We start from the raw sequence: 22,994 nt of genomic DNA, 5'->3' as shown, positions 1-22,994 counted from the left end.
TGTAGTTCTACTTTTACTATACCTCTATTTATAAAAATATTCAATATTTTTAGATAAATAACAAATAACAAAAAAAGACATCATCATAAAGAGGATGATGCCTTTTCATTCTTGAACGTACCGCTTATATAAAGCTTGCGTGCCGCTGTTTTCCTCTCCCGCTTTTGCCAGTTCTTCGTACATCGATTTCGCAAGCGCCAGCCCTGGCAGCTGCAAATTCATTTTTTCCGCTTCTTCTAGCGCGATTTTCATATCTTTAATAAAATGTTTCACATAAAAGCCTGGCTGAAAATCTCCCGCGAGCATACGGGGCGCCAAATTGCTCAACGACCAGCTTCCTGCCGCACCTTGCGAAATGCTTTCCAATACTTTTAACGGATCTAATCCCGAACGCTTTGCGTATGCCAACGCCTCACAAACGCCAATCATGTTCGACGCGATCGCAATTTGATTGCACATTTTCGCGTGCTGGCCGGCGCCGGCTTTTCCTTGGAGAACAATATTCGTCCCCAATCTTTCTAAAATTGGTTTGCACGCAGAAAATACTTCTTCATCTCCGCCGACCATAATCGTCAATTTTCCTTCTTTCGCGCCAATATCCCCGCCAGAAACGGGAGCATCAAGCGCATAAACATTCCGCTCCTTCGCCGCTTGATAAATTTTTTCAGCGAGCGATGGAGTGGATGTCGTCATATCGATCACATATGTACCTTCTTTCACGTTTGCCAGTATTCCTTCTTCGCCAAAATATACTTCTTCGACGTCTTTTGGATATCCAACCATCGTAATGACAACATCCGCTTCCTTGGCAAGCTGAGCGACTGTTTGTTTCCAAACAGCTCCCTCTGCAATGAGATCATCCGCTTTCTCTTTCGTCCGCGTATAAACAAGCAGAGGATAACCAGCTTTTAGCAAATTGCGTGCCATGCTTTTCCCCATTACGCCAAGGCCGATAAATCCGATTGTTTTCACCGTCTTGTTCCCCTCCCTATGACGAATTCGTCACAAAAAATATCCCTATTCGCTTCATCTGCATGCAAAAATTTTCGTCGATTCCAGCAATATTAGAATTTTCGTGTATGAAAAAGACGCCAAATCTACTGGAAAAATCCATAAAAAGCCCCGCGGCGATTTTATTTTCACTAATTATCCGCGCACCTGCACACGAAAACACGTTCATCTTTATTAAATCGCTTTTACCATTCCACCGTCAACAATGAGGGATTGGCCGGTGATATACGAATTAGCTTCTGAAAGAAGGAATGTAACGACGTTGGCAAATTCCTCCGGCGTACCGTAACGGCCAAGCGGAATTGCACTTTTCATGCGCGCCTCCATTTCCTCTTTCGAAATTCCTAATTTTTCCGCATTGATTTTATCTAGAAATGCGACTCTTTCTGTTGCAATTCGCCCCGGCGCGACCGTATTAATTAAAATATTATACGGCGCGAACTCTGCAGCCAATGTTTTCGTCAAACCGACGATGCCTGTGCGGAATGTATTCGATAAAATTAATCCCGGAATCGGTTCCTTAATAGAAGAAGAAGCGATGTTGACGATTTTTCCTCCTTTTTTCTTTAAGTACGGAAGCGCTTCGCGAATCACGCGGATATAGCTAAGCAAATTCAATTCAAACGCATGGTACCAATCTTCGTCACTGATCGTTTCGAACGTTCCCGCAGGTGGTCCCCCAGCGTTGTTCACCAACAAATCAATCGTTCCGTAAGCGTCTACCGTTTTTTGCACAAGGCGACGAATATCTTCTGCCTTCGTAATATCCGCTTGAACGTGGGTAATTTTTCCTTTATGTAAGTCACGCAACTCTTGTTCAACTTCTTGCAGTTTTTCTTCGTTTCGGCTTGTAATCATGACATTTGCCCCTTCAAGCACAAGCTGACGGGCAATTGCTTTGCCAAGACCTTGACTGGATGCGACAACAAGCGCCGTTTTCCCTGATAAACGCAACTCCATAGCTTTTCCTCCTCCATTATAAATGTTTTTTATTAAAATGATTTCGTCACGTTTTTCTCCTTTTCCTTCTTTACAAATCAAAAAGCGGTTCACTTAGCATTATCACGCATTACTCGAAATATCTCCATTCTTTATTTGCGTCACTTAAAACACGTTTTCGCGCACGGTTAACTCATTTCATATTCGCCTTCTATAGCCAGAACGTCATCGTTCAAAATTTTTTGCAGCAACGAAATGAACGCCACAAAAAAGCTGAACACTTCTCTCCATTATTAGAGGAGCTATCCCTTCTTGTCTCATTTTCGTTAAAATTAAACGAACCGTTCCTTTTAAGCATTCATGAATCGGAAAAAGGAGGAGACTCCAAAGAGATGTTTTTTCGGAGTCTGCCTCCCTTTTTCTTAACTTTCTAATAAAAGATCTTCTGGGTTTTCGATCAAGTCTTTGATTGTTTTTAAGAAGCCAACTGCTTCTTTTCCATCAATAATTCGGTGGTCATATGATAGCGCCACATACATCATCGGACGATTTTCGATTCGTTCTTCGTCGACTGCAACAGGACGAAGTTTAATCGCGTGCATTCCCAAAATACCGACTTGCGGTCCGTTAAGAAGCGGCGTGGAAAACAGCGAACCAAACACCCCACCGTTTGTGATCGTAAACGTTCCGCCTTGCAAATCGCTTAGCGATAGTTTATTGCTGCGCGCTTTCGCCGCCAGTTCGGCAATATCTCGTTCGATTTCGGCAAAGTTTTTCCGATCACAGTCGCGCACAACCGGAACAACTAATCCTTCGTCTGTTGAAACAGCGACACCAATGTCGTAGTATTTTTTCAAAATAATTTCATCACCTTGAATTTCCGCATTGACGTAAGGATATTTTTTCAATGCCGCTACGGCTGCTTTCACGAAGAAAGACATAAACCCAAGGCGCACATCGTGCTCTTCGAAAAATTTGTCTTTTTTCCGTTTTCGCAATTCTATAACCGCTGACATATCGATTTCATTAAATGTCGTCAACATTGCCGTAGATTGCGTTACTTCCAATAAACGTTTGGCGATCGTCTGACGGCGGCGCGACATTTTTTCGCGGACGACCGGCTTGCCGTCATCTTGTTTCACTGTCGATGGCGCCGGTTGTGAAACCTGTGCGGCTGGCGTCGCTTGCGGTCTTGATTGTTGTTGCGCAAATGATTCAACATCTTGTTTGCGGACGCGACCTAACGGATCGACTGTAGGAACTTGCGTTAAATCGATCCCCTTTTCTCTTGCGATTTTTCGCGCTGCCGGCGAAGCAACTGGGCGCTGCGTCGGCTGGCTTGCCGCTGCTGCTGGCTGTTCACGTTTTTCTTCGGTTTCCACTTTCGTTTCTTGTGCTGCTGCCGCTTGTTTTTGTTTTTCTTGTTGTTTTTGCTCTTCTTGAGCAGCAGGTGCAGCCGCTTGTCCTTCGCCGATTACCGCAATAGCTTGTCCGACTGCGACGGTATCGCCTTCGTTCGCCAAAATTTGTTGCAACACTCCTGATTCCTCTGCCATAATTTCCACATTTACTTTATCTGTTTCCAATTCGCAAATCGATTCGCCCTTTTCTACATAATCACCAGGTTTTTTCAACCATTGCGCGATGGTCCCTTCCGTAATTGATTCTGCTAATTCTGGAACTTTGACTTCAGCCACGTTGATGACCTCCCTAAATCTTGCAATTATTGTTCTTTTTTCGTTAATGCACATTGAATGATACGCTCTTGCTCTTTTTTATGAACGACAGGATCGCCTTCTGCAGGGCTCGCCCGTCTGCGTCTTCCGATGTAACTTACATCTACCCCATCTGGAGCGATTTCACGCAATTTCGGTTCGACATAACACCAGCTTCCCATGTTTTGCGGTTCTTCTTGAACCCATACGATTTCCTTTACGTTCGGATAGCGCGCTAAAATCGCTTGCAATTCTTCTTTCGGGAATGGGTACAATTCTTCAATGCGCACGACATGGAGCCAATCTAATCCTTCCATTTTATTGATTTGTTCCTCTAAATCAATCGCCAACTTTCCAGTGCATAAAATGATTCTTTCCACTTTCTCGCGGTTTTCGCCAAGCCCTTTTTGTTCAAGCACAGGGTGGAATTGGCCGTTCGTAAACTCTTCCACATCCGAAGCAGCTAGCGGATGCCGCAACAAGCTTTTCGGCGTCATCAGCACTAACGGGCGCACTTCCTCCCATTGCAAAATGCTAGCTTGCCGACGCAAAATATGGAAATATTGTGCAGATGTGGATAAGTTCGCTACCGTCCAGTTATTTTCCGCCGCTAATTGCAAAAACCGTTCTAAGCGGCCGCTCGAATGTTCTGGACCTTGCCCTTCATACCCGTGCGGAAGCAACATGACAAGGCCGGATTTTTGCCCCCATTTCGCCCGTCCAGACGAAATAAACTGGTCAAACATCACTTGCGCCATATTCGCGAAATCGCCGAATTGCGCTTCCCATAAAACGAGCGTTTCCGGCGCAAAGACGTTATATCCGTATTCATAGCCAAGCACTGCCGCTTCCGTCAGCGGGCTATTGTAAACAACAAACGAGGCGTTCGCTTCACTAATATGATGAAGCGGCACAAATTCTTCGCCTGTTTTCACATCATGCAACACAAGATGGCGTTGGGCAAACGTACCGCGCTGCGAATCTTGGCCGGTAAGCCGGATTGGAACACCATCGCGCAAAATCGTCGCGAAAGCGAGAATTTCCGCATGCGCCCAGTCAATTTTCCCTTTGCCGTCAAACACGCCGTCGCGGCGTTTTAAAATGCGTTCTAGCTTATTAAACACATGGAAATTAGAAGGAAACTGCAATAACTCTCCATTCAACCGGCGCAATACGTCTTTTTCTACAGCCGTTTTTACAAATGGAAATTTTCTTGCCACCGGCTTCGGCGGATCCATGATAAAATCAAGTTTTGACTCGTCTTTCGGAACTTTTTCGTATGCGATTTTCAACCGCTCGGCAACTGCCCGTTCCATTTCTTCTACCGCTTCTTTTGTAACAATTCCTTTTTCTATCAACTTTTGCGCATAAAGCTGGCGAACTGTTGGATGCTGTTGAATGATGTTATACATTGTTGGGTTTGTCGCCATCGGCTCATCCATTTCGTTATGACCGAAGCGGCGGTAGCCAATTAAATCGATCACAAAATCTTTTTTGAAGCGCTGGCGGTATTTAAACGCAAGGTTTGCCGCTGCCAAACACGCTTCCGGATCGTCGGCGTTCACATGCACAATCGGTATTTCATAGCCTTTTGCGATGTCAGACGCGTATTTCGTGGAACGAGAATCATAACTTTCTGTTGTGAAGCCGATCATATTGTTTGCAATAATATGAATCGATCCACCTGTCTGATATCCACGCAGACGGCTTAAATTCAATGTTTCCGCCACAATTCCTTGCCCAGGAAACGCCGCGTCCCCGTGAATCATAATGGCGAACGACGAATCCGTGTCTTGAGATGGTACGCCCGCTTTCGAGCGATCCTCTTGTGCAGCGCGCGTAAACCCTAAAACAACTGGGCTGACGACTTCCAGATGGCTCGGGTTGTTCGCCAACGTAATTCTCATCGTATGCTCATTTTTGTTGCGCAAGCGGCGTGCTGCTCCCAAATGGTATTTTACGTCTCCTGTCCATCCGTATGTGATTGCTACTGATCCTTCCGACGGGATGAAATCCTTGCTTTCCGCATGTTGGAACTCAGCAAAAATCATTTCATACGGCTTGCCGAGAACGTGGGCGAGCACGTTTAAGCGTCCGCGGTGCGCCATGCCGATATTAATCGCTTTCACTTCATTTTCAATGGAATGGCGGACAAGTTCGTCCAACAGCGGAACCATCGAATCCAATCCTTCGATGGAAAAACGCTTTTGTCCGACAAACGTGCGATGAAGAAACTTTTCAAATCCTTCCACTTCCGTAAGGCGACGAAGCAACGCTACCTTTTCTTCATTCGATAAACTTGGGTAATATGCCCCTGATTCAATTTCCTTAATTAACCAGTTTTTTTCTTCTAAGTTATGTACTTGCGAAAATTCAAAAGCAATTTTATCTGTATATATTTTCCGTAAATGATTAATTGCATCCAATCCATTACGGACATGCGAAGGTGCGTGCGGGCAAATAAACGGAACCGGAATTTCTTTTAAATCTTCTTCCGTTAAGTCAAATTCGCTTAACTCGATGCGGCGCGTATCTTTATTTTGGTTGTTTAATGGGTTGACATCCGCAGCGAGATGACCGTAATGACGAATGTTGTCAGCTAGTTTTACAGCAGCGACGAGTTTGCTAAATATCGTCGGATTCTCAGGAAGACGGAACGTTTGATGAGTTTTGGCGGCGCTTTCGCTATACTCAAACCGTTCTGTTTCCGTTGTCGGCGCCCCCCACTGTTCAAATAACTGCTTCAATTCGGGGTCTACGCTGTCCGGATCCTCTAGATACTGCTCATACATTTCCATCACGTATCCAAGGTTCGGACCATAAAACTGACTCCATGGTTCTGCGTAGCTCATCGTTTGCTTTGCCATTTTGAAAGACCTCCAACTATTTTCATTCATTTGGGAATAGTCGAGCCTGCTCCGCGCATATAGCAAAACTACGAAGCGGAGCATATCGCTCGCCATCCATTGTTCCCAAACAAACAAAGAAATAACGTTATAAACGTTTTCAATCTATATTTTAGCACTATTATTCATTAAAATCGATGATTAAAAACTAAAAATCGTCATATAATACTTATTTTTTTAAATAAAGTTTTAAAACAAAACATAAGAAAAAAGCGGCGATGTCATGCATGCCGCAGAAAATACAAGACTATAGTTTAAATTTTTCTACCAACTTTTGCAACTGTCGTCCCATCTCACTTAATTTTTCCGCCGATTCCGTCACCGTACTTAATGCTTGCAATTGATTATCAGCCGATGCCGCGACTTCCTCCGCAGCGGCGGCAGATTGTTGCGCGATCGCTGAAATGCTTTGCATTGCCTCAATCACGCCATCTTTGCTTTCGTTCATCCGGCTTGCTTCATCTGTAATATTAGCAATCGCGGTCGTTAATTCTTCCATCATTGTCGCAATTTTGAAAAACGAATCGCCAGTTGTATGGACAGCTTGTTGCTGCTGTTCGTACATATCTTTAGAATGGCTAAGCGCCTGCATCGCAAGGTCGACTTGCTGTTGAATCATCGCGATCGTCTGACGAATGAGATCCGTTGCGTTTGCCGATTGCTCCGCTAACTTACGCACTTCTTCGGCGACAACGGCAAATCCTTTTCCATGTTCTCCCGCTCTTGCTGCTTCGATGCTGGCGTTTAAAGCAAGCAAATTCGTTTGCCCAGAAATCGCTGTAATCGTTTGAATGACTTCATCGATTTTTTTCATTTTTTCGACTAAGTCGTTCATCACTTTTTCCACTGCGTACAGCTCTTTTTTCGCCTCATCCGATTTTAATTGCAGCACATTTAAGTTTTCCAGTCCGTTATAACTTGCTTCTTTTGTCTCATTCGATAACGTTTGCATATTGGTTGCTGCTTGCGTAACGGTTTCAATTTGTTGCGAAAGCGCTGCCGTCCGTTCGTTGATCGTATCTAAATCGCCAGCTTGCTCCGTCGCGCCTTTCGCGATATCGTTAATGGCGCCTGCAACTTGCTCGCTCGTCGCCATCGTTTCCTCAGAAACAGAACGCAAGTGATCGGCGGAAGCGGCCAGTTCGGCTACCGATTCATTTATTTGGCGAATAATCTCCCGCACTTGCGAAGTCATATAATTGAAATGATTAGCTAATTGCCCAATTTCGTCCTTTGATTTCACTTGCACCTGTACCGTTAAATCGCCTTGCGCAACTTTTTCAGTTTGTTGTTGGAGCGCAACTACCGGTTTGACGATCGAGCGGGAAAGGAAATAAATGATAACGATGCCAATCAATATTGCGATAGCTGCAATTGTGAACATTTTAGAAGCGAGCGAGTGGCTAATGGCAAGCAAATCTTTCTCTTTATATACAACGCCAACCTTCCATCCTAGCTCAGGGATAGTGTCAAAATACATAACCCGTTTTTCATTTTCGGATGTATATGTATAGAAACCGCTTTTATTCGCTAACATGCGCTTGACGCTTGGGTTGTCTGACATATCTTTCCCTTTATATTTTGGGTGGACAATAGCGATTCCGCTTTGATCAATCAAAACGGGATAGCCATCATACCCAACATCGCTATCATTGACAATTTTTGTGACAGCATCTAACGTCATGTCCAGCCCAATCACAGCGACGACACGCCCGTTCGCGGTTACCGCTTTTGCCAATGTAACGATATTCTTTCCTGTTATCTCATCGACATAAGGCTTTGTCCAAATGATTTCATCTGGATTTGCTTCCGCTTTTTTATACCATGAACGAGATGTCGGATCATATCCATCAGGCAGCTGCATTGCCGGCGTTGTATACATTTTTTTGTCGGCTGTGCCAATATAAGCAAGCTGCACATTTTCATGGATTTTTAAAAATGTGTGAAATTCTTTGTCAAGTTCCGGCCATGTTTTACTATCTTTAACCATTTTCGCTACGACCGAGGATTCACTAATTTGTAGCAAACTATTTTCCTCGCTTTGGAAGCTGTTGCGAATATCCCTGACTACGCCTTTTACAATTGTTTGCGCGCGTTTTTCGACATCTTTTTGGATCGCTTTTTTCGTTTCGACGACCCCGACAATTTGAGTGATCACTAATGAAGCAACCATTAACAACGCCATAAATACGATAAGTTTTGCCTTTAATGTTTTGAACACGTCTCCATTTCTCTCCTTTGCGCATTCTCATTTTTTGTCGAATCTTGTTTTATTTATTATAAAATTTATCATTATTTTCCGTCTATAGGAGCAGCTTCTCATAATTAAATAATTTATGAACAAGCGGTGAAAAAGCGGTTGCGAGATATATTTTGCAAACGATCAGCGTCATTCCCAAAAATATGCGCCGCTTACATCGAGAGGAACCGTTTATTCACTTTTGGAGGAAAAAATCCGAACGAACACAAACATAAATTTTAGAAAAATAAGAAAATAAAGTATTTTTTATTGCCATACTTTAGATAACCCCTACATGATTTTAGGTAACCATTCATAAAAAGGAGGACAAAGAGGTATGAAAAGAATTGTATAAACGGCGATGCTCCGCCAAAAGTGATCATACGCAATTACACGAAAAACGATTTTTCGCAATTAATTCGCGTTCAACAAGAAAGTTTCCGCCGCTATTTCTATCCGATCATAGTGGAACGAAGAGAAACTCGCCAATCATGTTTTGAAGGAGCACTTTATGTGGAAATAGGCGGCCGTGTTGGCGGTACTCTGGCTGCATCCGATGATTGCCGGCCCTCATCCCATTTAGGCGCTGCACTTGCACTTGGTAAAATCAACATGTACATTAGAGAAATGACGGAATGTGGTGGCATTCAGGCACTTCTTGCGGAAAAAACGATCGCTTTAGCATTCCCGTAGAGCACGTCGGCTCGTTATGATGAGTCTATGCTGAAGCAAATCAGCGGTGGAATCTGTATTCCACCGCTGATTATTCTTTATTCTATATGGAACGTTTGTTTCACAAACGTAACAACTTCTTCCGCTGTGCTCATAGACAGCAGCGTTTCTTTAAAGCGCGCTGCGTCTCCTTTGGATAATTTTTTCATTTGCGAACGCGCGCGCAAAATGGAAGTTGCGCTCATGCTAAACTCGTCCAATCCTAAACCGAGCAAAATCGGAATCGCTACAGGATCGCCCGCCATTTCACCGCACATTCCAGCCCATTTTCCTTCTTTATGCGCCGCATCGATCACATTGCTAATAAGGCGCAAAATGGCTGGATGATACGGCTGGTAAAGATAAGAGACTCGTTCGTTCATGCGGTCGGCAGCCATTGTATATTGAATTAAATCATTTGTGCCGATGCTAAAGAAATCCACTTCTTTCGCAAATTGATCAGCAAGTACCGCTGCCGCTGGAATTTCCACCATCATGCCGACTTCAATGTCTTCTTTTACCGGCACGCCATCGCGCTGCAATTTTTCTTTTTCTTCGAAAAGAATCGCTTTTGCTTGGCGAAACTCATCAAGCGTGGCGATCATCGGGAACATAATTTTCAAATTCCCGTATACGCTCGCTCGCAATAAAGCGCGAAGCTGCGTGCGGAACATATCCTGCATTTCTAAACAAAGGCGAATCGCGCGGAACCCTAAAAATGGGTTCATTTCTTTCGGTAAATCTAAATACGGAAGTTCTTTATCGCCGCCGATGTCAAGCGTACGCACAACAACCGGTTTTCCTTCCATGCGCTCAAGCACCGTTTTATACGCTTCAAACTGTTCTTCTTCTGTCGGCAGTTCAGAACGTCCCATGTACAAAAATTCCGTACGGTACAAACCGATTCCTTCCGCACCGTTTTCGAGCGCTCCTTTGACATCATCTGGCGTGCCGATGTTGGCGGCCAGTTCCACATGATGTCCATCGCTCGTCACCGTTTTTTCATGAACGAGCTTTGCCCATTCCGCCTTTTGCGCTTCATAGCGGGCGCGCTTTTCTTCATATTGCGCGAGCACATCTTCCGACGGATTAACAATGACATTACCGTCCAATCCGTCGATAATCACGACATCACCAGTTTGAATTTCTGCTGTCGCTTGTTTCGTGCCGACAACCGCTGGAATTTCCATGGATCTCGCCATGATCGCCGAATGGGATGTGCGTCCTCCGATATCGGTGGCGAAGCCTTTTACATATTGGCGATTTAATTGGGCTGTATCGGATGGAGTTAAATCTTCAGCAATAACCACAACTTCTTCGGAAATAAGGCTTGGGTTAGAAATCGCGACTCCAAGCAAATGAGCAAGCACCCGCTTTGTCACATCGCGAATATCGGCAGCGCGTTCTTTCATATACTCATTGTCCATCGCTTCGAACATGGAAACGAACATCTCCGCCGTTTCATGCAATGCGTATTCCGCGTTCACTTGCTCCGCTTCAATTTTTTCTTTGACCGGATTTAATAATTCCGGATCATTTAATACAAGCAGGTGTGCAGCAAAAATCGCAGCTTTATCTTCCCCTAATTGTTGCAAAGCATGTTGTTTGATGTCTTCCAGTTCTTCTTTCGCTTTTGCTACCGCTGCTTCGAAACGTGCAACCTCCGCTTGCGGATCGGAAACGGCTTTTTTCTCTACAACGAAATTAGGGGTTTCTAAGCGGTACGCCTTCGCAATGGCGATACCGCTCGATGCAGCAATTCCTTGAATTGTCTTTGTCATTACTGCGCAAGGCCTTCCTTAGTTAATGTTTCCGTCAATGCTGCCATCGCGTCTGCTGCATCTGCCCCTTCCGCCGTAATTTTAATTTGAGCGCCTTTTGGGATTCCTAATGACATAACGCCCATAATCGATTTTAAGTTTACCGTTTTCCCATTGTATTCTAAATTGATGTCGCTGTTGAATTTGCTTGCCGTTTGTACAAGTATTGTTGCAGGGCGCGCATGAATTCCAGATTCCGAAGTTACTTTGAACACTTTCTCAGCCATCGTCGTCATTCCCCTTTTCCTTATATTTTCGTTTGTCATCATATCAAATAATAACAACAATATTCAATTAGCAAAAGCAAATTTACAAGAAAAATTCACTTTATTGACGAATTTCCGCGATATGATCTTCTCCTTTTGTCACCGCTCCTTGTTTTTTCACATGAATTGCCTCATTCGGCTGCAAGTTCGTGAAAATAATCGGCGTTACAATAGAAGGAGCGTTATTTTTCACGTATTCTAAATCTACGTTTAAAATCGGTTGGCCTTTTTTCACTTCGTCCCCTTGTTGTACGAGTGCGGTAAAACCTTGGCCGTTCAATTTCACCGTATCAATACCGAAATGAATTAAAATTTCATGCCCACCAACAGACTCAATTCCGATCGCGTGTTTTGTCGGAAATACATTCACAATTTTCCCATCTACAGGAGAAACCACCGTTCCATCTGTTGGCATAATCGCAAAACCGTCACCCATCATTTTTTGCGAAAACACTTGATCAGGCACTTCAGAAAGCGGAACAACTTCTCCTGTTAACGGCGAAGCAATCGTTTCTGTTTTCACTTCTTTCGCTTCTTTTGGTTCATTTGCTTCTTTTGTTTCTTCCTGCTTTTCTGCTTGTGCCCGTGCCGGTGCGCGGCCTTCCATAATATCTTTAATTTGTCCTTTTAATATGTCGGATTTTGGACCGAAAATCGCTTGGACATTGTTTCCAACTTCAAGCACTCCTGCTGCTCCTAACGCTTTCAATCGATCTTTATCGACTTCTTTAATATCATTGACGGAAACGCGCAAACGTGTGATGCACGCGTCTAAATGAGCGATATTTTCTTTGCCGCCAAGCGCCGCCAACACTTCGTACGGGAGGTCGTCTCCCTCTGCTTTCGCCGTAGGCGCTTCTTCTGTCGCTTTTTCGCGGCCTGGTGTCGCCAAATCCCATTTGCGAATCGCAAAGCGGAAGCCGAAGTAATAAATGACCGCAAACGCTAATCCGACCGGAATGACGAGCCACCATGCTGTCCGGTTCGGTAATACGCCAAATAGCAAGAAGTCAATAACCCCACCGGAGAAAGTCATTCCGATTTTTACGTTTAACAGATGCATAATCATAAAAGATAATCCCGCAAAAATCGTATGAATCGCAAATAGCGCTGGCGCAACGAACAAGAACGAAAATTCAATCGGTTCTGTAATCCCTGTCAAAAACGATGTTAGCGCCGCTGATCCCATAATGCCGGCAACGACTTTTTTGTTTTCCGGACGCGCTTCATGATAAATCGCAAGCGCCGCCGCCGGAAGGCCGAACATCATAAATGGGAATTTTCCTGTCATAAACGTTCCCGCAGTCAATGCCACTCCATCTTTTAATTGTTCGAAAAAGATTTTTTGGTCGCCATGCACCACTTGTCCTGCTTTGTTGACATATTCGCCAAATTCAAACCAAAACGGCGCATAGAAAATATGATGCAATCCAAACGGAATGAGCGCACGCTCAATGACCCCGAAAATAAATGCTGCGAGCGTTTTATTGGCATCAATCATATTATGCGAAAACGCGTTTAACCCATGTTGAATCGGCGGCCATACCCATGTCATGATAATTCCGAACAGAACGGCAGAAGCTGCCGTAATGATAGGCACGAAACGTTTTCCGGCAAAAAAGCCAAGATATTGCGGCAATTCAATGTTGAAATACTTATTGTACATATAAGCGGCTAATATACCGACAATAATGCCGCCGAATACCCCAGTTTGCAACGTCGGAATCCCTAATATATTCGCAAATGCCGGGTTGTCGCCGATCATATCCGGAGTAACGCCTAATATCACGCTCATCGTGATATTCATAATTAAATAGCCGATAATCGCAGCAAGCCCGGCAACACCATCGCCGCCTGCCAGCCCAATCGCCACCCCGACGGCAAAAAGGAGCGAAAGGTTCGAAAACACGATGCCGCCCGCCTGTTCCATGACATTGGAAACAAGCACAACCCAATGTGCTTTCAACGCCGGAATTTTATCCGTCAATGCCGGATTTTTCAACGCGTTGCCAAAAGCGAGCAAAATCCCCGCCGCCGGCAAAATCGCAACAGGCAGCATGAGCGCTTTACCGACTTTTTGCAGCGTACCAAATATTCGTTTCATTTTTATGCCCTCCTTCTCTCTATAAGTTTTGCAACAAACGTTACGTTCATGTACAACAAACGAGAAAATTCTCTCGCGGCTGTCGTGAAAAAATAGCGTTCCCATATCATAATGAACAACATGCAAATAAAAAACGAAAGGCATGAGCAAAGAACGACAAAAATAGAACGCTTACAACAAGGGGTAAAAGAAAAAATTCCCCTTGTCCGTTCCATTTTGTCTTCTTTACTCATGCCTGATCGAATCAGTAACACGTAAAGAGAGACAACTTTATTTGGTTGTTTCGGATTCCTTTTTGGCAAGTCTTTGCAGATGCATTGTCAAATATACCGCTTCTGCTTCGTCTACCGGCATTTGTAACGTTTGTTGCATCACTTTTATCAACTTCCACGCAAGATTATAACATAGCGGGTATGCGTCTTTCAAGATTTTCGACAATTTTTTCGGTTCTTCGACTTTTTCCCCTTTTTTTATACGTTCAATAGCGTAACGCAAATGGCGAATAAACCGCAAATAATGGATGCTGTCGCGATCAATCGCAATATGAAGCTGTTGTTCGACAATTTGAACGAGCTTGGCGATAAGTTGGGAATGTTGATTTACTTCAGAAAGGCTATGTTTCGAAATCGCGCTATGAATATGCAGCGCGATAAACCCGGCTTCCCCTTCCGGCAGCTCGACCCCTAATCTTCGGTTAATCATATCGACGACTTCACACGCAATTTCATATTCTAACGGATATAAGCTTTTCGTTTCCACCAAGAACGGGTTTTTCAAATCAAGCCCTTTTTCCAACCGCTTCAGCGTAAACGAAATATGATCAGTCAACGCGACGTGAATATGCTCGTTTAGCGGAGCGCCAACCCGCTGTTTAATATGCTGGATCACTTCGTTCATCAGCCCGATAAATTCTTCATCAAGCTCCGGCAGCAATTTTTTGTATTGTTCCTGTTCCCGCTCATTTTTTAAAATGAAGCATTTTTCAACAGCACTTTGCTCGATATAATCCCCTTTTTTCTTCCCGAACCCGATCCCTTTTCCAAGCAAAACTACTTCATCGTACGTTGGATGTGAAGCGATTAACACGTTATTATTCAGCACTTTTTCCACCCGAAAGGACTCCGTCACAAAGCCCCACTCCTTTAATAAAACGTTTGCAATACTTATCATCTTACGCAACGATCGATAAATCGTCAATGAATAAATATTGACTTTTCCTGAATATATAAATTTCGTCTCTCTTTTTTCCCACTACGATGAAAGCATGTTACAAAAACAAAAATAATGGAGGCTCAAGCCTCCATTATTTTTCGTTATGCTGCTTGTCTCGTGACTTGCTTCCCTTTAAAAATCGCCTTTAATAACGGCGGTGTCACAATCGTTGTCACAAGGACGACGACAACGAGCACAGCGAACAAATCAGAAGTTAGCAATCCGGTTTCCAATCCAATTCCAGCAATAATTAGCGCCACTTCACCGCGCGAAACCATTCCTGCTCCAACTGCAAAAGAACTATTCCAAGAAAATCCGGCCAGTTTTGCTCCCAACGCGGCACCGACCAGTTTTGTTAATACAGCTAACACGCTTAACCCGAGCATTAACCAAACGTGCTTTAGCGCACCGGAAAATTCGACGGCTACCCCGATGGAAGTAAAAAAGACCGGTACAAAAATGGAGTATCCAATCGTTTCTACTTTTTCAAACACTTCCTGCTTATAATTTGTAAAACTTACGGCCAATCCAGCGATATACGCGCCGATAATCGCCGCCACTCCCGCCGCCTCTGCAAAATACGCGAACGCAAAACAAATAATTAACGCCGCGGAAATAACGGACTCTGATACGCGCAACGGTGCAAATAGCCGAAGCACAAACGGCACGACTTTCCACGCCAATAAAATCGCAACAGCGAAGAAAATGATTTTTTTCAAAATGACAGTGCCAAGATGAACATCGCTGCCGGTTAAGCTCATTAAAAATGCGAGCGCGATGATGACGAGAATATCATCAATGACCGCAGCGCCCAATATCGCAGAGCCTTCCTTCGACTTTAGTTGGTCCATTTCTTTCAGCGCCTGCACCGAGATGCTGACGCTTGTCGCTGACAGCAACAGTCCGAGAAATACAGCCTTTTCCATTGATAAGCCGATCGCCATTCCCGCTACATATCCAAGCGCCAACGGAACGACGATTCCAAGCACCCCGACATATGTAGCCGCTTTTCCCGTGCGCTTAAATTGATCGATATCCGTTTCCAAACCTGCGATAAACATTAATAAAATAACGCCGATCTGGCTTATTTCTTTTAAAATGTCCGTATCTTCCACAATCCCTAATACGCTCGGGCCAAGCACGATGCCGATCAACAGCTTTCCAAGCACAGCCGGCTGTCCTAAACGGACACTGATATCCCCCGCGATTTTTGCAGCAAATAAAATAGCTGCCAGTTGGACAATTAACATTTCCCACTCCTCCTTATTTATATTCATTATTCTTATAGAACTACGTCTAGCGTATGCAAAAGGTTTCATTTTTAATAAAAAAGAGGAAACGGAATAGCCCGTTTCCTCTCTTTTCATAGGATTACGCCATCGATGTGTTGTGGAATCGATCAATGCACTTCGTAAACAGCTGCAACGAACACCATCGTAAAACAAGCAGTAAAATTTTTTAGAATATATATTAAATTGCACATATATACTTATTCTGATTGCACCATTCCTACTCGCGGTAACGTAAAGGAAGCAATATATTATTTCCATTTTTTAACAGATGACTGCAGTTTCATCAATACACTTGGCAATTGTTCTAACGGCACGGGACGACTAAAATAATATCCTTGCATCTCATCACAGCCTTTTTCCAGCAAAAAGCGGACTTGTTCCTCTGTCTCTACTCCTTCGGCCGTCACGCTTAAATTTAATCGGTGCGCAAGCGAGATAATTGCCTCCACAATTTCCGCCCCTTTTCGATTTTCGTGAAAATCGCGGATAAACGAACGATCTATTTTCACCGCATCAATCGGGAAACGATTTAAGTAATTGAGGGAAGAATAGCTGACGCCAAAATCATCGATGGCAATCATAATTCCTTGCTCTTTTAGCGCTTGTAAAATACGAATCACTTCATTCGGCTCTTTCATAATCGTTGTTTCCGTAATTTCGAAAACAAACGCTGATGGCGGAACGCCCGCGCTCGTTAAAATATCCGACACCGTAGCTTTTAGCGATCTGTCAATAAATTGCCTTGCCGACAAATTAACGGCCATTTTCAGCGCAGAAAATCCGCTTTTATGTAAACTTTTCAAATCATCGCATGATTGCTGGAGCACCCATTTTCCGATTTTCTCAATCATATTTGTTTCTTCGGCGATTGGAATAAATTCTGCCGGGCTTACCATGCCTAACTGCGGATGCTTCCAGCGGATCAGCGCTTCAACGCTGACCGCGCCTGTCTGAACGTTTACCTTCGGCTGGTAATAAAGTGAAAATTCGTTATTTTCAAGTGCTGTTTGCAAATCGTTTTCTAAACGAATCCGCTTCACGAAAATATCATGTAATTTCGATTGATATTGGACAACACGATGGACGCCGTTCGTTTTCGCATAATAAACCGCTTTTCCCGCATTATTTAGCAACGTTTCGACCGAACGATCCGCATCATGCGCATAGCTTACCCCGATATTCACCGTGACATTTAGCTTTTCTCCAGCAATGTAATACGGCTCATTAAGCAAACGATCAAGTTTTTTTAGCAGCCAGTTCACTTCTTCTTGTTTTTGATATGTACAAACAACCGCAAACTCATCATCGCCAATTCTCGCCAAAAACACTTGTTCTGACTGTATTTGTTTCAACCGCCGCGCCAATTCTTTTAGAAGTTCGTCACCATTTGCATGACCAAGAAAATCATTAATAAACTGAAAACGATTAATGTCGATTAACAGCACAGCGATATTAGTATGCCGAAACAGCAGTTCATTCAGTTTTTCCCTTAAATAATTACGGTTTGGAAGCACCGTAAGAGGATCATATTGTGCCATAAATTCAATTTTTTTCTCTTTGCTCTTTTGCTCCGATAGATCGCGGATAATAAGAAATTGCGCGCTTTGTCCATAGTAATCAATGGGAGTCTCTTTCACGTCGACTTCTTTTTGTTCCCCGCATAACGATGTTAATATCCATTCATTTTCCTGCTGTTCGCGTTTTTCGAGAAAATCGCTTAGCCTTTTCCCTTTTACAAAGTCCATCTGTTCGGCCTTTACCATTTCCAGTCCGGCCGGGTTCATGTAGTGAATCGCCCCATCGACTTGAATGATAATAGGATCAGGCAAAAACTCGATCACTTTCCGGTACAATTCCTCGCTTTGTTGCAGCTGCTCCTGCACTTGGACAAAATCGGTGATATCGCGAAGCATCGACAATCCCGCAACTACTGTGCCATCCTTTCCGAAAATCGGAGTAACATTTGCGGATACATACACTTTTTTCCCATCTTTTCGTATCAGCGACAAGTGAACAGATGTCAAACTTTGGCCACGGCCGAGCTTCTGCAAGCTTTGCTGCAACGCGGCATGATCCCCCGGCAAAAAATCAGCGATTTTTTTTGTAACTACTTCCTTCTCGCTCCAGCCCAACAGCCGTTCTACTTCACGGTTAACCCGCAAAACCCGTCCAGCTAAATCAAACATCACGATCGCATCGTGCGACTGTTCAAGAAACGAATGAAACAGCTGATGAATTTCCTCAAGCTGTTTTTCCCGCGCAATTTGTTCTGTAATATCCCGAGTAAAACAAATCATATATGGAATCGTTCCGTCCTCTTTAAACGTAGGAACAATCATCGACTCAGCAATTCGCAATTCGCCTTTTACGTTCACTTGATCGCGATATGTAACAATCTTTCTCGTTTCAAACGCTTTTCGATATTGTTTGTTTAAATACGCAGCAATTTCCTTTGGATAAACATCCTCGATGCATTTTCCGATATCCTCTTCGGTCAAATTCGCTAAATAAAGCGCATGAGAACTAACGCGAACATAACGAAACCTAGGTCCTGATTCTACTTTCATTAAAAACACTACATCGAATAGCTCATTCATAATCGTAAACAACAGCTGCTCATCAACAACGATGTCATAAAGAAATCGATTTCGAGTCATCTTGTTCATCCCTTTATGCAATAAAATAACAGCGATTTATCAATATCGATTATCGATGTTATTACGCGAATTGTCGCTTAACTCGAATCAATATGCCCTTTCACTTATTTTTTCGGCAAAAAAGCTTGTATCGTTAATACGTTTTTCCACTAAATTTCGGGAAAAGCACACCGTCAGATTGCCGCATCAGTTTTTTTAAAACGCGATAAAGGCAAAAAACATCTTTGTTTAAAAAATTGACAAAAGCAAAAGATAAATTTATGATGATAACGATCCCTTTAGTTACTAAAAGTAAGTTTATTGTATTTTTTTATCCAATAACCAATCGGAGGTAATAATTATGGTAAACACTATTTCCACACCCGTAAAAGACTTTTTTACTGTCATTAACGAACGGCAATCTGTGCGGAAATACGACCCAAACGTTTCCATCAGCAAAGAAGAACTGCGCGACATCATCAAAATGGCGGGAAAAGCGCCGTCAGCGTGGAACTTACAACATTGGCATTTTGTCATCATTCATGGAAAAGAAGCGCAGCAACGTCTATACCCAATCGCCAATCACCAACAACAAATTGTTGATGCTTCGGCCGTCATTGCTGTGTTGGGAGATTTAGAAGCAAACAAAAATACGGACGCGGTATATGACCCACTAGTACATGAAGGAGCAATGTCGCAAGAAATAAAAGAACGAATCGCACAGCAAATCGAAGCGGCATACAAAAATAAACAATATGCCCGTGACGCGGCATTTAACAACGCTTCGCTCGCCGCCATGCAACTAATGCTAGTTGCGACGGCAAAAGGATGGGCGACATGCCCAATCGGCGGCTTCAACGCTGAACAATTTAAACAAGAATTTCGTATTCCTGACCGCTACATTCCGATTATGCTCATTACCATCGGCAAAAGCGTCGCCCCTGCCCGCCGTTCAACGCGTTTGCCTATTGAAACGATTACCACATGGGTAGAGAGATAATGCAAAAACCAAAAAAGATGACCGCAATTTCGGTCATCTTTTTTCATAAGCTGAAAAAAGACGAATGAACGTTGTCCGTTCGCCAACTTTGCTTTTCATTTCTTTACGTTTCTGCATCGGCTTTGCTGCGTCGTTTACATTTCGCGCACCCAATATAACAGTTTGGTTACAAGCGTTTCTACATGCTCTTGCGTCACTGCTTTCGTCAAGGATGATGTCAAGCGTTCTTTTAGCGTTTCCGTTTCCTCTTCGTAGCGGATCAAAAACGACCATTCGAGGTCGGGAATGGCTACAACAATATATTCTTCTTTTTTATTTTCATAAATGTAAACATTGGTAGGTGTCCGCTCATCAAACAATACCGCTTTTCGAATTTTCATCGTCATACCCCGTCCTTTGTGCTATCTTACATGTTGTATATTTTAACAAATCCATGTCGAACGTTCAATGCAACATCCCGTCACTCAACGGTTCACCGCCATTTTTAGCGCAAATCTACTCGATGTAAATCATCTTTCTCGTCATTCCGCCATCAATGACAATGTTTGCTCCGGTAATAAAGTCGTTTTCATCATCGCACAAATAAAGACAAGCGCGCGCGATGTCTTCCGGCTTGCCGACGCGCCGCGCCGGATGCTGCGCGTGGTCAATTTCTCGCAACTGCCCATAATCCCCTGTTTCAATCCATCCCGGACTGATTGCGTTCACACGAATATGATCATCAGCAAACGAAACAGCCAACGCATGAGTCAACGACAAAATTCCTCCTTTAGAAGCAGCGTATGCTTCCGAATGAGGCTCCGACATAAGCGCCCTTGTTGACGCAATATTGACAATCGCTCCGCCTGTTTCGTTTTTCCGCATATACTTCGCCGCTTCACGCGATCCGAAAAAGACGCTCCGCAAGTTGGTGTGAAGCACATCGTCCCACTCTTCGACCGTTAGTTCATATGGAGATTTCCATCTTGACACACCCGCATTGTTAATTAAATAATGCAAACATCCATACGTTTCAAACGTTGTTCTCATCAATCGCTCTATTTCATCGACTTTCCGAACATCAGTCGAAATGAAACGCGCCTCTAACCCTTTTTCCTTTAACGCTAAAACAAGCTTTTCCCCCGCTTCTTCGGCAATATCGGCAATCACGACATTCGCTCCTTTTTCCGCAAACATCGTGACAATAGACTTTCCAATGCCATTTGCTCCGCCAGTTACAACAACTACTTTTTGCGAAAAATTCATCTTTCTCCCAACCTTTCTCTTTGTTTTGTATGACAATTCCGTAGCAAATAGCGTTCCTAGCAACAATTATGTTCTAACAAAAGTATACCATTTTGTCTGTTTACATCAAAAAAGGCCGCAACAAAACGGCGGCCTTTTTCATGTCTACCGATATGAAATATATGAACCCGGGAGCAATGGAACATATGGCACCGTTCCCCCGTAGTAAGGAATCGGTGTGTAATAGACTGGTGGCATCGCCCCGAACGGCATCATCGGGCTACATGCAGAAAGCGGAACGCTTGGAACCATCCATGCCATTGGTAACATCGATGGAAGTACAGGGCTTCCCGCTTGGCTGGCAACGCCTTGCATTTCAGCTGTAGGAGGCACTTGCATCGGCGCTGCTCCAGCAAAATCAACATTTTCACGCATTGTCTCTCTCGCTTCCATGTCAAATGTCATCATTGGCGGTGCGACATCCGGGCTGTCAAAATCATCATCGACAAACGGTGTCATTCCTCCTGCCGCTGGATTGTGCCAGTTCTCCGTAGGATATCCTTGCACCGGCAGGAACGGATAAGAAGGAACTGGCATTGACATAACTGGCGGCACATTGTGTTCCACTCGCTCTCTGTCATCCTCCGTTCTTTCTTCTGCATCATTGCTTTGTTCATAAAAAAATGGATCATCCATATACGAATCCCAATGATTCACACTTCTCTCCCCCTCATTTTCATTTATGATACACACCCATCGATATTGTATGTGAAAACAAGCAAAGGGTGTTTACCCCTAAAAAAATGGGTATTTATCCTAAAGTGCTACTGCGTTACTATATGTTTGTGACAACATTCATCGGTTGAGGTGAGCAAACGATGGATGAAAAATTAGCCGCGAAACTTCTCGATGAATTGCGCAACGGAACGATTTCAGAACTGCGCGTAAAAAAAGAAGATTTTCCTACGTTTCGTAACGTCCTCGTAAAACAAAACGACTTTAAACATTTCCGCGGCATTGCACAACGAGGGGGAGACGTCATTTACCATTATCAAGAAAAACCGCGAAGCTAATGCTCGAATCATTCATTAACGCCGATTTTCCTGTGTGGAAATCGGCGTTTCTTCTTTATGAAAAAATTTCTATTCATCCTATGAAACTAGTAATATCAATGGAAAACGTAATTTTCCAACATTTATATAATGATAGAGAAAAAAATCCTTGTTACGCTAGTAACGAATTAAAGAGAAGGAGGGAATTTGATGAAAAAGATAAGGAAGCTTATGCTAGCATCGATTTTTTGCGGCGCGTTTTTGCTTGGAGGTCAAACTTACGCCGCTACCACTCATACAGTAAAACATGGGGAAACGTTTTGGAACATTGCGAAACGATACGGCGTCCCATTAAAACAGCTGCAAAAACAAAATGGCAAGTACACCGATGTATTATTTCCTGGCGAAAAATTAGTTATTCCTAAAACAACAATTTCTGCAAGCGAAAAAGATTTATTAGCCCGCCTCGTTCACGCGGAAGCAAAAGGTGAACCATATGCGGGAAAAGTAGCCGTAGCAACCGTCGTATTAAATCGCGTGGATCACCCTGACTTTCCTGATACGATTCGCGAAGTAATTTATGAGCGCTCTGGCGGCCATTATGCATTCACTCCGGTGCAAAACGGAACGATTAATGAACCGGCAGACCGTGAAGCATATCGTGCCGTTGAAGAAGCAATTGCTTTTCGCGGTTTAGGAAATGGTTCATTATATTTCTATAATCCAAAAACGGCGAAAAGCAACTGGCTGCGCTCGAAACAAGTCACTATCATAATTGGAAACCACGTATTTGCCAAGTAAGAAAGGAGCTTTTTTCACAAGCTCCTTTCTTTTTTAGAAGAAATCGGTTACAAATAAATGTGACAT

The 22,994-nt window shown here is 43.5% G+C and carries 18 protein-coding genes; 4 read left to right on the top strand and 14 right to left on the bottom strand.

Annotated elements, in window-relative coordinates; translation table 11 throughout:
* Nucleotides 1-105: 105 nt before the first annotated feature.
* From BM278_RS09910 to BM278_RS09890, 5 genes are all read right to left on the bottom strand, one after another.
* On the bottom strand, nucleotides 106-972 hold the full coding sequence (locus BM278_RS09910) for an NAD(P)-dependent oxidoreductase (protein ID WP_090949386.1): 867 nt from the start codon (nucleotides 970-972) through the stop codon (nucleotides 106-108).
* A gap of 213 nt (nucleotides 973-1,185) precedes the next feature.
* Nucleotides 1,186-1,971, bottom strand: coding sequence for an SDR family oxidoreductase (locus BM278_RS09905; RefSeq protein ID WP_090949408.1), 786 nt, complete (start codon nucleotides 1,969-1,971; stop codon nucleotides 1,186-1,188).
* Nucleotides 1,972-2,372: 401 nt separating this feature from the next.
* Nucleotides 2,373-3,647, bottom strand: coding sequence for a 2-oxoglutarate dehydrogenase complex dihydrolipoyllysine-residue succinyltransferase (gene odhB, locus BM278_RS09900; protein ID WP_090949384.1), 1,275 nt, complete (start codon nucleotides 3,645-3,647; stop codon nucleotides 2,373-2,375).
* A gap of 26 nt (nucleotides 3,648-3,673) precedes the next feature.
* Nucleotides 3,674-6,532, bottom strand: a complete 2,859-nt coding sequence (locus BM278_RS09895) for a 2-oxoglutarate dehydrogenase E1 component (protein WP_090949383.1) — start codon at nucleotides 6,530-6,532, stop codon at nucleotides 3,674-3,676.
* A 286-nt stretch (nucleotides 6,533-6,818) separates the two neighbouring features.
* The gene (locus BM278_RS09890; RefSeq protein WP_090949381.1) at nucleotides 6,819-8,792 is read right to left on the bottom strand and encodes a methyl-accepting chemotaxis protein; all 1,974 of its coding nucleotides are present in this window, start codon (nucleotides 8,790-8,792) and stop codon (nucleotides 6,819-6,821) included.
* 393 nt (nucleotides 8,793-9,185) lie between these two features.
* Here BM278_RS09890 and BM278_RS18345 point away from each other — a divergent pair, with 393 nt between their 5' ends.
* Nucleotides 9,186-9,503 (top strand): hypothetical protein, encoded by a 318-nt coding sequence (locus BM278_RS18345; RefSeq protein ID WP_143093436.1) that lies wholly within the window; start codon nucleotides 9,186-9,188, stop codon nucleotides 9,501-9,503.
* 77 nt (nucleotides 9,504-9,580) lie between these two features.
* Here BM278_RS18345 and ptsP read toward each other — a convergent pair whose 3' ends face one another.
* From ptsP to BM278_RS09855, 6 genes are all read right to left on the bottom strand, one after another.
* Nucleotides 9,581-11,302, bottom strand: a complete 1,722-nt coding sequence (gene ptsP / locus BM278_RS09880) for a phosphoenolpyruvate--protein phosphotransferase (protein WP_090949378.1) — start codon at nucleotides 11,300-11,302, stop codon at nucleotides 9,581-9,583.
* Complete coding sequence (locus BM278_RS09875) at nucleotides 11,302-11,568, bottom strand: phosphocarrier protein HPr (RefSeq protein ID WP_090949376.1); 267 nt, start codon at nucleotides 11,566-11,568, stop codon at nucleotides 11,302-11,304. Before BM278_RS09875 ends, ptsP begins: the two co-directional genes overlap by 1 nt.
* Nucleotides 11,569-11,668: 100 nt before the next feature.
* Entirely contained in the window at nucleotides 11,669-13,711 is a 2,043-nt protein-coding gene (ptsG, locus tag BM278_RS09870) for a glucose-specific PTS transporter subunit IIBC (RefSeq protein ID WP_090949375.1), read from the bottom strand.
* Nucleotides 13,712-13,981: 270 nt separating this feature from the next.
* Nucleotides 13,982-14,839 (bottom strand): glucose PTS transporter transcription antiterminator GlcT, encoded by an 858-nt coding sequence (gene glcT / locus BM278_RS09865; protein WP_090949373.1) that lies wholly within the window; start codon nucleotides 14,837-14,839, stop codon nucleotides 13,982-13,984.
* Between the two features lie 185 nt (nucleotides 14,840-15,024).
* A complete protein-coding gene (locus BM278_RS09860) occupies nucleotides 15,025-16,173 on the bottom strand; it encodes a cation:proton antiporter (protein WP_090949372.1) in 1,149 nt (382 codons plus the stop codon).
* Between the two features lie 290 nt (nucleotides 16,174-16,463).
* Nucleotides 16,464-18,872, bottom strand: coding sequence for a GGDEF domain-containing phosphodiesterase (locus tag BM278_RS09855; protein ID WP_090949370.1), 2,409 nt, complete (start codon nucleotides 18,870-18,872; stop codon nucleotides 16,464-16,466).
* Between the two features lie 340 nt (nucleotides 18,873-19,212).
* On the opposite strand from BM278_RS09855, the gene BM278_RS09850 reads away from it, so the two are divergent.
* Nucleotides 19,213-19,851 carry a nitroreductase family protein gene (locus BM278_RS09850; RefSeq protein ID WP_090949368.1) on the top strand — a complete coding sequence of 213 codons (639 nt, stop codon included), beginning with the start codon at nucleotides 19,213-19,215 and terminating at the stop codon, nucleotides 19,849-19,851.
* A gap of 134 nt (nucleotides 19,852-19,985) precedes the next feature.
* On the opposite strand, the gene BM278_RS09845 is transcribed toward BM278_RS09850, so the two are convergent.
* The 3 genes from BM278_RS09845 to BM278_RS09835 all read right to left on the bottom strand — a co-directional run bounded on the left by BM278_RS09845 (nucleotide 19,986) and on the right by BM278_RS09835 (nucleotide 21,792).
* Nucleotides 19,986-20,231 carry a YueH family protein gene (locus BM278_RS09845; protein WP_090949366.1) on the bottom strand — a complete coding sequence of 82 codons (246 nt, stop codon included), beginning with the start codon at nucleotides 20,229-20,231 and terminating at the stop codon, nucleotides 19,986-19,988.
* A gap of 115 nt (nucleotides 20,232-20,346) precedes the next feature.
* Nucleotides 20,347-21,096, bottom strand: coding sequence for an SDR family NAD(P)-dependent oxidoreductase (locus BM278_RS09840; protein WP_090949365.1), 750 nt, complete (start codon nucleotides 21,094-21,096; stop codon nucleotides 20,347-20,349).
* Between the two features lie 144 nt (nucleotides 21,097-21,240).
* Nucleotides 21,241-21,792, bottom strand: a complete 552-nt coding sequence (locus BM278_RS09835; RefSeq protein ID WP_090949363.1) for a hypothetical protein — start codon at nucleotides 21,790-21,792, stop codon at nucleotides 21,241-21,243.
* Nucleotides 21,793-21,953: 161 nt separating this feature from the next.
* Here BM278_RS09835 and BM278_RS09830 point away from each other — a divergent pair, with 161 nt between their 5' ends.
* Nucleotides 21,954-22,148 (top strand): hypothetical protein, encoded by a 195-nt coding sequence (locus BM278_RS09830; protein WP_090949362.1) that lies wholly within the window; start codon nucleotides 21,954-21,956, stop codon nucleotides 22,146-22,148.
* Nucleotides 22,149-22,358: 210 nt separating this feature from the next.
* Nucleotides 22,359-22,928 carry a cell wall hydrolase gene (locus BM278_RS09825; RefSeq protein WP_425272977.1) on the top strand — a complete coding sequence of 190 codons (570 nt, stop codon included), beginning with the start codon at nucleotides 22,359-22,361 and terminating at the stop codon, nucleotides 22,926-22,928.
* Nucleotides 22,929-22,994: the final 66 nt, after the last annotated feature.

The sequence above is a fragment of the Parageobacillus thermantarcticus genome, assembly GCF_900111865.1.
Lineage (GTDB): Bacteria > Bacillota > Bacilli > Bacillales > Anoxybacillaceae > Parageobacillus > Parageobacillus thermantarcticus.
Note: the sequence above shows the minus strand (reverse complement) of the source record. Positions and strands in the feature narration are given on the sequence as shown.

Bases quoted from the DNA above. Each gene is read 5' to 3' on its own strand.
- BM278_RS09845 (WP_090949366.1), bottom strand. From the start codon at position 20,231: ATGAAAATTCGAAAAGCGGTATTGTTTGATGAGCGGACACCTACCAAT.
- BM278_RS09875 (WP_090949376.1), bottom strand. From the start codon at position 11,568: ATGGCTGAGAAAGTGTTCAAAGTAACTTCGGAATCTGGAATTCATGCG.
- BM278_RS09840 (WP_090949365.1), bottom strand. From the start codon at position 21,096: ATGAATTTTTCGCAAAAAGTAGTTGTTGTAACTGGCGGAGCAAATGGC.
- ptsG (WP_090949375.1), bottom strand. From the start codon at position 13,711: ATGAAACGAATATTTGGTACGCTGCAAAAAGTCGGTAAAGCGCTCATG.
- BM278_RS09825 (WP_425272977.1), top strand. From the start codon at position 22,359: ATGCTAGCATCGATTTTTTGCGGCGCGTTTTTGCTTGGAGGTCAAACT.
- BM278_RS09895 (WP_090949383.1), bottom strand. From the start codon at position 6,532: ATGGCAAAGCAAACGATGAGCTACGCAGAACCATGGAGTCAGTTTTAT.
- BM278_RS09905 (WP_090949408.1), bottom strand. From the start codon at position 1,971: ATGGAGTTGCGTTTATCAGGGAAAACGGCGCTTGTTGTCGCATCCAGT.
- ptsP (WP_090949378.1), bottom strand. From the start codon at position 11,302: ATGACAAAGACAATTCAAGGAATTGCTGCATCGAGCGGTATCGCCATT.
- BM278_RS09860 (WP_090949372.1), bottom strand. From the start codon at position 16,173: ATGTTAATTGTCCAACTGGCAGCTATTTTATTTGCTGCAAAAATCGCG.
- BM278_RS09850 (WP_090949368.1), top strand. From the start codon at position 19,213: ATGGTAAACACTATTTCCACACCCGTAAAAGACTTTTTTACTGTCATT.
- BM278_RS09855 (WP_090949370.1), bottom strand. From the start codon at position 18,872: ATGACTCGAAATCGATTTCTTTATGACATCGTTGTTGATGAGCAGCTG.
- BM278_RS09830 (WP_090949362.1), top strand. From the start codon at position 21,954: ATGGATGAAAAATTAGCCGCGAAACTTCTCGATGAATTGCGCAACGGA.